Source organism: Rhodococcus sp. P4_F5, from assembly GCF_056401315.1.
Genome location: NZ_JBFUJP010000011.1, coordinates 89042 through 100063 on the forward strand (window position 1 = coordinate 89042; position 11022 = coordinate 100063).

At 70.2% G+C, this 11022-nt stretch carries 8 protein-coding genes; 1 reads left to right on the forward strand and 7 read right to left on the reverse strand.

The annotated features are described in order from the left end of the window. Window positions 1-34: 34 nt before the first annotated feature. The 4 genes from AC1DU4_RS07730 to pepN form a co-directional block, all read right to left on the reverse strand. A complete protein-coding gene (locus tag AC1DU4_RS07730; protein WP_477838598.1) occupies window positions 35-1093 on the reverse strand; it encodes a 2,3-butanediol dehydrogenase in 1059 nt (352 codons plus the stop codon). 536 nt (window positions 1094-1629) lie between these two features. Then, window positions 1630-2169, reverse strand: a complete 540-nt coding sequence (locus AC1DU4_RS07735; protein ID WP_477838600.1) for a DUF8176 domain-containing protein — start codon at window positions 2167-2169, stop codon at window positions 1630-1632. 283 nt (window positions 2170-2452) lie between these two features. Then, the gene (locus AC1DU4_RS07740) at window positions 2453-3712 is read right to left on the reverse strand and encodes a hypothetical protein (protein ID WP_477838602.1); all 1260 of its coding nucleotides are present in this window, start codon (window positions 3710-3712) and stop codon (window positions 2453-2455) included. A gap of 327 nt (window positions 3713-4039) precedes the next feature. Continuing rightward, entirely contained in the window at window positions 4040-6523 is a 2484-nt protein-coding gene (gene pepN, locus AC1DU4_RS07745; protein ID WP_477838604.1) for an aminopeptidase N, read from the reverse strand. 77 nt (window positions 6524-6600) lie between these two features. Here pepN and AC1DU4_RS07750 point away from each other — a divergent pair, with 77 nt between their 5' ends. After that, the gene (locus tag AC1DU4_RS07750) at window positions 6601-7161 is read left to right on the forward strand and encodes a dihydrofolate reductase family protein (protein WP_477838606.1); all 561 of its coding nucleotides are present in this window, start codon (window positions 6601-6603) and stop codon (window positions 7159-7161) included. A gap of 13 nt (window positions 7162-7174) precedes the next feature. Here the strand turns inward: AC1DU4_RS07750 and AC1DU4_RS07755 are convergent, their stop codons facing one another. From AC1DU4_RS07755 to AC1DU4_RS07765, 3 genes are all read right to left on the reverse strand, one after another. Then, window positions 7175-8485, reverse strand: a complete 1311-nt coding sequence (locus AC1DU4_RS07755) for a plasmid pRiA4b ORF-3 family protein (RefSeq protein ID WP_477838608.1) — start codon at window positions 8483-8485, stop codon at window positions 7175-7177. Between the two features lie 207 nt (window positions 8486-8692). Continuing rightward, a complete protein-coding gene (locus AC1DU4_RS07760) occupies window positions 8693-9841 on the reverse strand; it encodes an acyl-CoA dehydrogenase family protein (protein WP_477838609.1) in 1149 nt (382 codons plus the stop codon). Window positions 9842-10010: 169 nt separating this feature from the next. After that, window positions 10011-10958, reverse strand: a complete 948-nt coding sequence (locus AC1DU4_RS07765; protein WP_477838611.1) for an ABC transporter substrate-binding protein — start codon at window positions 10956-10958, stop codon at window positions 10011-10013. Between the last annotated feature and the right edge of the window lie 64 nt (window positions 10959-11022).

Sequence of the window (11022 nt, forward strand, 5' to 3'; positions counted from 1 at the left end):
TCTTTTCTATTCGGTGTGAAGGGCGCCGGGTCCGTCAGTCGACTGCGGTCATGTCGACCAGGATCTTGATAGCTGTTTGGTTCCGGAGTGGGCCGAACCCGTCAGTGATGAGGTCCTCGAATGCGATCGTCTCCACCCAACTGTCGAGCGGGTATGCCCCCCGATCCATGAGCTCGATGGCCTCCGGGTAATCGCGGCAGTATGCGATGGAGCCGACGATTTCGCACTCGCTGAACAGGATCTCGGTGGGATTGAACTCGACTGGCCGCTGATGCACCGCGACGACCACAACTCGGCCGTGTCCGGCTGTCGAGCGGACTGCGTTCAGGAAGGTTTCGGGCACACCGGCAGTCTCGAAAGACCTCGCAACACCGGCTCCGTCGGTGTTCGCGCGCAATTCTGCGACGACATCCGTTTCCCCGGGATCGATGACCTTTGTCGCTCCGACAGCTTTGATCGCCGCGCGCCGGTCCGCCGACGGCTCGATCACGGTGATGTCCTCGATACCCTTGGCCCGCAACGCCAAGAAGACCCCGATTCCGATGGGACCGGCCCCATGAACCGCGACACTGTTCCCCGGCGCGACATCGCCACGATGCACGGCGTGCAGGGCCACGGCGAGGGGTTCGATCAATGCCCCGTCCCGGGTGCTCATCCCGTCAGGAAGCCGATAGACGTGATCAGCGTCGACGACTGCATACTGGCCGAGTCCACCCCCACCCGCCCAGCTGTAGCCGACTGCGGCGATGCTGCTGCAGAGGTTGTACGAGCCGGCCAGACAGGCCGCGCATCGTCGACAGTTGACGGTGGGCTCTACCGCCACAGAGTCGCCGACCGACAACCCGTCAACCTCTGAACCTATCGCCACGACCTCGCCGGAAAACTCGTGACCGAGGACGACAGGGACGCTCACCCCCGTGAGAGGATGCGGTGTGATCGGCGCCATCATGGGCGCGTGATAATACTCGTGCAGATCACTTCCACACAGGCCGTTGAAATGAACTCGAACTTTTACCTGACCAGGACCTGCAATAGSCTCCGGAATATCGTCGAAGCGAATATCCCCAACTCCGTGATAGCGGGCTGCCTTCATTCTTAGAACTCCCATGTTCGAGACTCATACAGGTTCCGACGTGATGTAGACAACAATCGCACCGGGCGGGCAGGGAAGTCCAGGTACTTTCTTTCGTGTATCGATAAGCCGCGCTTACCGATCGGAAAAAGGTCGAGTGGCCGACGCGGACGGTGGAACGGCCTTCGCCGAAGACGACGTCACGGTCCCAGTGCAATCGGTTCTCGATTCCCCAGGGACTCGGACCCAGGCCGCGGCCTGTTGTGGATCGGTGGTGAGCACGGGCATCGAGGAGAGGATGTAGACGACCTCGACGCGCCTACATCGACGGCGGGTTCCCTCTCGCACCATTTGCGCGGCCTTGCTTGCCGGTCTACGTCGGTGTTCACCGATCGCCAATTGCGTTCACCCGCTAGGTGCACCCGGCCATCAGGTTGGTGACAGATGGCTGACCGGCCCCGGCGCCTCGGCGCCGCGTCCTGCATGTCCGTCCAGGAAACCTGGGCATATCGGACTCCAAGCGACATGCGCCCTGGAACTCATCAAGACTTCACCTCTCATTGCCCCACCCGCTTGCTGATTCCGGTGATGACCTCGCCCGTGGGTGACCCGGACTTGCCGACAGTGGTGACCACCTGCCGGTACTGCGTGGTGGCGCCGTCCGGGCGACGCTCGAACAGGTCGACCGCGTAGGCGCCCTCCCCCGTCCGTTTGACCACGACGCAGTGCGTCGTGCCGACCGGGATCGACTCGGCGATTCCCCGCGTCAGGACTTCCGCGGATCCGACCCGCGCATTCTCGGACACGAAGGTCCGGGCCTTGGCCCCGTCCCGTGCCCCGTAGTACGCGTCCTCGAACCCCGCGATAGCGGCCGCCCCCGGATCCGGCGAGTCCACGGTGGCGGGCTCGCCCGGCGCGAGTCCCGCACACCACAGATCCTCCGCCGACGCGGGGACCGTTGCCGCCCAGCCGGATTCGCCGGCGTCGACGCCCACCTCGGACTGCTCGGCTGCCGCGACCGCGGAGTCCTCGCTCCGTCCGGACCGGTCCCCGAGGGTCATCGCCGCGAACGCCCCACCGGCGACGAGGAGTGCCACAGCAGCAATCGCCGGGACGCCCCGCCGCCGTCGACGCGCCGGCGGCGGCCCGGACACCGACCCGTCGACGTAGACGGTCAGCTCGCCCTCGACCGGCGGTATCCGCTCAGGTTCGGGCCCGACCGGTGAATCCGCCTGTGGCGCTAGCGTGTTCGCCGTTTCGCGTGCACCAGCGCCCCCGCCATCCGGCGTGGGCTCCGCGCCCGCGAACCAGTCGTCGCGGGCGCTCTGCCAGGTGGGACGCGTACCCACGATGCCGGAACTCCCCTACCCGCCGCGACCGCTACGCCAGGCCCGCGCGCACGGCCGTCAGGACGTCCGCGACCTGGCCGCCCACCGGGCCGACCGGCGAATTCACGACGGCCGATTCGAGCGAGGTCACGCCCTCGAACCCGCCGGGCACCGAGATCGCCGCGGTCCGTACGACATCGACCCGACCGGTCACGGCGCCGGCCACGTCGCGGGCCGCCTGCGGCGCCGCGTCGACGACGACGCGCACGCCATCGACCACCTCGGGACCACCGGGCCCGGCCTCCACCCGCGCCACGACCGCCCGGGTCTGCTCGGTGACCGCGGCGGTGTCGATCACGACCGGAGCGGGCGCGGCCGGCTCCGGGGCGGGATCAGGGGTCAGGTCGACGAGCGGCTCGCCGCCGACGTCACCGGCGCCGAACGCGGTGCCAGCCGCGCCGCCGACGAGCCCGCCGGCGGCGCCTCCGACGACGGCGGCCGGAATGCCGACTACCGCCGCACCGGCAGCCGCCCCGATGGCGGCACCGCCTGCGCTCCCGACCACACCGCCCGGAACGGCGCCAACTCCCGGAATCAAGACCGTGCCGAGCGCCCCGCCGGTGAAGCTGCCCACGACGCCGCCGATGACCGCGCCGGGGACCGCACCCACCACCGCCGCCGGCGCACCCAGCGCGGTGCCGCCGGCCAGCGCCCCGCTCGCCGCGCCCGCGGTGGTCGCCGCCGCCACCTTCTGCGCCCGCTCCGGTTCGAAGCCGACGGACTTCCAGAAGGTCGCGACCTGCGACTCCGCGATGGCGAACTGGTTGTTCGTGCGCTCGAGGTCGTCGTCGCTCAGCCGCACCGTCTGCTGGTCGACCATGAAGTCGCCCGCGCGCAGCATGCTCTTGGGCGCCTGGATCGGCGCGACCGTCTCCACCGCCGCCGGCATGTGCAGCACCTGCGGTTCCTCGTACACAGGCTCGCCGTACCCGGCCGGCTGCTCGTACGCGGGCACGTCGTACGTGCTCGGCGCCTGGTACGGCTGGTACTCGATCTGCTGGTACTCCGTCGGCGGCGCCACCCAGTACTGACGCGGCGCCGGCTCGGGTTCCGGCGCGGGCTCCTCGGCGGGCGCCACTCCGGGCTGGTCGGCCTCGGCCGTGACCACACCGGGCTGCGACTCCTCCGGCACCGAAACGCCGGGTTGCTCCGTCGGCGCGGCGACGGCCACCCCGGTGCACACGATCGTGATCGCGAGCGGAACCGCCCCCGCCAATGTCACCCGCTGCACGCGTCGGCGCCGATTTCGCACGCCGAATTTCCTGTCCTGCATGATCCCCCCTGGATCTGTCCGGACGCTCCTGTGTCGGGAGGGAGCGTCGCGCCGACGGTCGTCCGACGGCGGCTGCTCCTCATCTCTCGCCGCCGCGGACCTTTCGATCTGCGACGCCGCGCGTCGCGAACTGGGCCCCCACCCAGCCCGCGACGAAAGCGAATACTAAGCGACATTCAGGAGATCTGCAGTGAAATGCGGTGAACGGCAAACCCGCACGTCAACAGGCACGTGCCGGCGAAACCGGCCGCCGGTGTCGACGAAACCGGCCCCCGCCGACAGGCGGCTACCGAGGCCGGCCGTGCCTCAGCGGACTCCCCGCACGCGCAGGTCCCGCGCCACGTGGTCACGCTGTTCGAGCACCAACCGGTGCAGCGCCGTGGGCGCCTCCGCGTGCTCGTCGAGCCAGCCGTCGACCGCGCGCAGGGAGTCCGCGGCCGGGAACAACCCGACCACGATGCGGCGAGCGATCTCGATGCTGCGCGTGGCCCACACGCCGTCGATCGAGGCGAAGTACTCGCCGTCGTACCGGGCGATCAGGTCGCGCCGGGCGCCGGCCCGGAAGCCGCCGATGACCGCGTCGAGGTGGTCGTTGGTCAGCGAGGTGTCCTCCAGCGCGGACGCCCAGGCATGCGCCTTCACGTCCTCGTCCGGGCGCGCCGCCATCGCCTTCAGGTGCGCCGTGCGACCCGACGCGGTGTCGTCGCGGGCCAGCTCGGCGTCGAGGTCCGCGGCGTCCGCGTCCCCGGTCGCGGCGAGCGCGGTCCACAGCGACCAGCGCAGGTCGGGGTCGAGCCGGAGTCCGGGCACCGTCGCCCCGCCGTCGAGCACCGCCCGCAGGTCCGCGGCCCGGTCGCGCTGGACGGTGGCCGCCGCCGCGACCGCCCGGGCCCACGCGAGCTGCTCCCCCGATCCCGGTTCCGCGGCGGACATTGCGGCCCAAGAGGATTCGAGCCACTCACCGCGCCACCGGTCGCGGGCCTCGGGGCGCAGGTAGTGCCCGACGGCGTAGGACGCGTTCGCCAGCACCGCGGTGAGCAGTGCCATGCTGGACTCGGTGGGCGCGAAGGTGCGGGCAATCGTCAGGTAGCGCTCGGTGGGGAGCACGCCGTCGCGGGTGGCGTTCCACAGCGCCGACCAGACCAACCCGCGCGCCAGCGGGTCGACGACGCGGTCCAGCGAGGCCTCGACGGTGCGGAGGGAGAACCCGCCCAGCCGGACCTTGGCGTAGGTGAGGTCGCCGTCGTTGAGCAGCACCAGGGGCGTCTCGGTCAGCTCGACCGGGGTGCGCACACCGGAGATGTCCACCTCCAGGCGCTCGGTCAGCACCAGCGAGCCGGCGTCGTCGAAGTCGTAGAGCCCGACGGCGAGGGTGTGCGGCCGCGGGTTGGTCTGGACGATCTCGTGCCGCTTGCCGCGGCGCTCGAGCGTCAGCGTCGAGACGCCACTGGTCTGCAGCCAGGCCTGCGCCCACGCCGTCAGGTCCCGGCCGGAGGTCGCCGACAGCTCGGCCAGCAGGTCCTCGAGCGTCGCGGTGCCGAACGCGTGCGCGCGGAAGTAGCGGCGCGAGCCCTCGAAGAACGCCTCGCGACCGACGTGGGCGACCAGTTGCTTGAGGACGCTGGCGCCCTTGGCGTAGGTGATGCCGTCGAAGTTGAGCTTGGCCGCCTCGAGGTCGACGATGTCCGCGACGATGGGGTGCGTCGTCGGCAGCTGGTCCTGCGAGTACGCCCAGGCCTTGCGGCGGTTCGCGAACGCCACCCACGCGTCGGTCCACCGGGTGGCCTCCGCGCTGGCGAGGGCGCCCATGTAGTCGGCGAAAGACTCCTTGAGCCACAGGTCGTCCCACCACACCATCGTGACCAGGTCGCCGAACCACATGTGGGCCATCTCGTGCAGGATCGTGTTGGCCCGGCCCTCGTACTGCGCGGCGGTGGCGGCCCCCCGGAACACGTACGCCTCGGTGAAGGTGACCAGGCCCGGGTTCTCCATCGCCCCGAGGTTGTACTCGGGGACGAAGACCTGGTCGTACTTGCCCCACGGGTACGGGTAGTCGAACTGCTCGGCGAAGAAGTCGAGGCCCTGCGCCGTCACCTCGAGGACGGTGTCGGCGTCCAGGTACTGCGCCAGCGACGCGCGGCACAGCACGCCGAGCGGAACCGTGAGATCTCCTCGGCTCCAGGAGGATTCGACGCGGGCGTAGGGACCGGCGACGACCGCAGTGAGGTACGTGGAGATGGGCAGGGTCGGCTCGAACTCGACGACCTGCCGGGCGTCGTCTGCCTCGCGGGTGGCGACGGTCCGGTTCGAGACCACCTCCCAGCCCGCCGGGGCGGTCACGGCAAAGGTGAACGGCGCCTTCATGTCCGGCTGCTCGAAGCAGGCGAACACCCGGCGCGCGTCGGCCGGCTCGTACTGGGTGTAGAGGTAGGTCTGCCCGTCGACGGGGTCGTGGAAGCGGTGCAGCCCCTCCCCCGAACGGCTGTACTCGCCCGTCGCGGCCACCGTCACCACGTTCGACGGACCCAGTCCGCGGACGGCGATGCGGGCGCCGTCGTACTCCACGGGCACGGTCTCGCCGTTGACCGTCACCGACTCCACGGACAGGCCGAGGAAGTCGATCCACGTGTGCGCGGCGGTCGCGTCGAACTCGAGGGTGGTGGTGGTCGCGAAGCCCGGCCGGGACTGATCGGGGGCGGCCGCGAGGTCCAGTTCCACGCGGTAGGCGCGGACGGTAATCGCCGCCGAGCGCGCTGCGGTTTCGTCACGGGTCAGGTTCGCGGTGGTCACATCCGTAGATCCTGCCACCGATCCGGGCGCGAGAGCGCATCCGTTGGTTCACTGGACGGACGAGAAGGGAGCCAACCATGGGCAGGCTGATCTATTCGGCGATCGCCTCGATCGACGGTTACACGGCGGACGTGGACGGCAACTTCGACTGGGCCACACCGGACGAGGAGGTGCACGGCGCCGTCAACGACCTCGAAAGGACGGTCGGCACCAACCTGTACGGGCGCCGGATGTACGAGACGATGCGCTACTGGGAGACCGCGCCCACCGGCCCGGACGAGCCGGCCGAGATACGGGACTTCGCGCGGATCTGGCGGGCGGCGGACAAGGTGGTCTACTCCACGACGCTCGAGTCGGCGCCCGGCGCCAGGACCCGGGTCGAGCGGGAGTTCGACCCCGAGGCGGTCCGCCGGATGAAGGCGTCGGCAACGCGGGACCTCAGTGTCGGCGGCCCGCGCCTGGCCGGACAGGCGATCCGGGCCGGGCTGGTCGACGAGTGCCACCTGTTCCTCGTGCCCGTCCTGGTGGGCGGCGGGACCCGGGCGCTGCCCGACGGCGTCCGGACGCGGCTCGAACTCGTGGCGGAACGCCGGTTCGGCGGCGGCACGGTTCACCTGCACTACCGGTTCGGGGGCTGACGGACCGCTCCCACTACATCGACAACGCCATGCGGGCAAACGCGCGCGCCCACTCGTACTCTTTGGCGGCCGTGCGCCGACGCTCGTCGGAGACGAGTGCCCCCATCGCGGCTAGGAAACGCAATGTCGGCCCTGCGAGCGCGAACGCCGCGTCCCCGGTACACGGTAGGCCGTCGCGGCCGCGCCAGCCGAGGGCCGCCGACGCCTCCGCCATCGTCGCGCCACGTTCGTGCTCCGTCGCCCCGGTTGCGAGGGCGAGAAGCAGGATCCGACCGGCCTCCTGCTCGGTGCGCCCCGCACCCAGCGGCATCGCGGTCACCACATGCACCCAGTAGTCCAGGTGCCCGTGGAACGCCGACCTGCCGATCTTGGTCAGGACGAGTCGGCCGCGATGCTTGCGTGTGAGCCCGAGTGCCCGGCCCGCCGCCAGCAGCGCCGCAATCTGCGGGTTCTCGACCTTGGCCGACCGCGGCTCGCGCCACTCGCCACGCCAGTCGAGCTCGTCGTGAGCGGCCGCGACATCGGACAGCGGGAGGTGCCCGGTGTCGGTGAGCGTGATGCCGCTCGGCCCGGTGCGTCGCACCAGCCACCGCAGTCGAGGGAAGACCCAGGATCTCCTGAACTCGTCGCTCACGCCCACGCCACCCTGCAAGTCGGCACGGGGGATCATCGAATACAGCTGCGGTGCATCGCGATACGGAATCCTCGTCAACAGTGCCGCGAAATGCGAGTCCAGCACCGGCGGATGCCAGACGAGGGCACTCCGCCGAGCCAGGTCGACGTTGACGGCGGCGAGGTCGAACCGTTCCGGCGCGAAGTCGGGCCCCGTCCGAGTCCGCGCCTCGTCATGGTCCGAGTCGGTGTGCGAGGCGAGCAGCTGCCGATAACCGGGGACGCCGCCGCAGTCCTCAGGCGGGCAGGCACGCGCACCGGCGAGACAGACCGCCGAGACCGGCGACGCGTCGTCGAAGACGGCTTCCAACTCGACTGTGTGCGTCCAGTCGTCGCCGATGTCGTACCGATAAATCAGCGTGTCGCCGGGCACCACGAGCACGTCGTCCAGGCTCACCTCGTCCTCGCAGCGGTCGAACTCGTCGGCCGTGAACACGTCCTCGCAGTTCGCGCGCATCGCAAATGTCTCCCGATTCTCGGGCGCGTCTGCGAGCAACGCACGCCGGTCGACACCCCGCCATTCGTGCAGATGAGTGTCGTCCCAGCCCATCGTCGCCTGCAGCAGCGGATGCAGCTCGCCCAGCGTCAGATTCGACGGGACCGCGATGCGTCGCCACAGCCTCGGAACGAGTCCGTCGAGCTCGACATGCAATTGATAGCCCACCGCCCCGCGCGGGCGGGTACTCCGGCGAGGACGGTCCTCAATCCGATAGCCCTTCGTGTCCTCGAGGAATCGGCGTAACTCCTCGGGCGTGGCGGGTACCGCCCGAAGGCGCGGGCGTTCTCGTCGGTGTGGGGGCTTCTGCGTGCCGTAGCCGTCCATGTCGCCAGGCTAAGCCTGGGGTGCGACAAGTCCGTCCTACAGAGACCGCGCGATGATCGACTTCATCACCTCGTTGGCGCCGGCGTAGATCCGCTGCACGCGGGCGTCCTGGTACATCCGCGCGATCAGGTACTCGCGCATGTAGCCGTAGCCGCCGTGCAGCTGGACGCAGCGGTCGATCACCTCGCACTGCTTGTCGGTGAGCCAGTACTTGACCATCGCCGCCTCGGACGGGTCGAGCTCGCCCGCCAGGTGCGACTGGACGCAGTGGTCCAGGAACACCTCGCAGGTGCGGGCGATGGTCTGGCACTCGGCCAGCTCGAACGCGGTGTTCTGCAGCTCGAAGAGGCTCTGCCCGAACGCCTGCCGCGACTTGGTGTAGGCGACGGTCTCCTCGACCGCGCGCTTCATCGCGCCGGCGGCCTGCGCGCCGATGATCAGCCGCTCCTGCACCAGCTGCGTCATCAGCTGCCCGAAGCCCTGCCCCTCGGCGTCGCCGAGCAGGTTCGAGGCCGGCACCCGGACGTCGGTGAACGACAGCTCGGAGGTGTCGGCGCCCTGCTGGCCCACCTTGTCCAGCACCCGCCCCACCACGAACCCGGGGCAGTCCCGCAGGTCGACGATGAGCAGGGACACGCCCTTGGCGCCGGCCTTCGGATCGGTCTTGACGGCGAGCACGATCACGTCGGCGGACGAGCCGTTGGTGATGAACGTCTTGGACCCGTTGACGATGTAGTCGTCGCCGTCACGGATGGCGGTGGTCTTGATCGCCTTGAGGTCGGAGCCGGCGCCGGGCTCGGTCATGCCGATGGCGCCGAGGATCTCGCCGGTCGCCATCCCCGGCAGCCACGCCCGCTTCTGCTCCTCCGAGCCGTACTCGGCGATGTAGTGCGCGACGATGCCGCTGTGCACCGAGACGCCGAAGGCGAGGTCGCCGGCGTAGCCCTGGGCCTCGAAGACGGCGAGGTCGTGCGCGAAGGTGCCGCCCCCGCCGCCGTACTCCTCCGGGATCGAGCAGAGCAGCAGGCCGAGCTCACCGGCCGTGCGCCACACGTCGCGGTCGATGCGGTGCTGGGCGTCCCACTTCTCGTTGTGCGCCACCACCTCGCGCTCGAAGAACCCGAGCGCGAGCTCGGACAGGGCACGGACCTCGTCGTCGTGCCAGGTGGGGACGTACTTCTTCATGAACTGACCGCCTTCTCCGCTGTGCCCGGACCAATGGCGTGCCGCCGACGGGCGCGCGCCTGATCACTACCGTTACACACGACGGTACCGACGCCGGCCTCGGGCGCGCCTCGGCGAGATCGATTCGACGGGCGGTGCGGTCTGCCCTTCCGTCGAACCGGCCACCGCGTCAGACGGTCGCGCCCGCCCTGCCGGCCTGCACCGCCTCGCCGATCCACGGCACCACCGCGGACCGCACGTCGACGGTGCGCGGCAGCAGACCGTTGGCGGCCAACAGGTTCGCGGTGTGCTGCTGCTCGTCGAGGAACGACTCGCTCACCGGGTCGATGCCCCACGGGCGACCGCGCAGTGCCCGCTCCCAGGTGTCCAGGTCGGCCTGCCCGCCGCGGGCGACGGCGTCGTCGACGAAGTACCGGGCGGCCTCGCGGGGGTTCGCCTCGATCCAGGCGTCGGACTCCTGCAGTGCCTCGACGACGGCCCCCAGCGCCTCGCGGTTGTGCTCCGCGAAGTCGCGACTGGTGAACCACAGCGACTGGTGACCGAACAGCGACTCCGTGTCGACCAGCGTGCGCACGTCGTGGGCGTTCTCGACCGCGGCCAGGCCCGGGTACGCGCCGACCCAGGCGTCCAGCTCCCCGGCGACCAGCGCGGCCCCGCCCTCGTGCACACCGGTGTCCACGGGCTCGACGTCCGCCCACGTCAGCCCCACCCGGTCGAGGGCGAGCAGCAGCAGGCTGGTCTGCCAKGAYCCGTGCGCGATGCCGACGCGCCTGCCCTTCAGGTCCGCGACGGTATCGATGCCGGAACCGGCGAGGGTGACCAGGCGGCCGTTCTCGATCCGCGGCCCCGAGATCCCGACGTAGACCACGTCGCGACCGTTGGCGAGCGCGGTGAGCGGCGGGGTGAAGCCGGTGCCGATGACGTCGTAGCCACCCTCGGTGAACAACCAGTCCGAGTGCAGGCTCGGCAGCGCGGTCCTGACGTCCACCGGCGCGCGCTCCGGAAGGTCGCGCAGGTCAACCCATTCCACGTCGGGCAGGGCGCGCTCGAGGATCCCGCGGTGCCGCAGGACGAACAGAGAGTTGTTGTGCGGGAAGTAGCCGACGCGAATGGTCATGGGATTGCTCCTGAGTCGAGACTGGAAGTGCCGGTGCGCCTTCTCGGCAGGGGGACTACCGAGA

Excerpts from the sequence above, each read along its gene's own strand:
- AC1DU4_RS07750 (WP_477838606.1), top strand. The coding sequence starts at position 6,601 with ATGGGCAGGCTGATCTATTCGGCGATCGCCTCGATCGACGGTTACACG.
- AC1DU4_RS07760 (WP_477838609.1), bottom strand. The coding sequence starts at position 9,841 with ATGAAGAAGTACGTCCCCACCTGGCACGACGACGAGGTCCGTGCCCTG.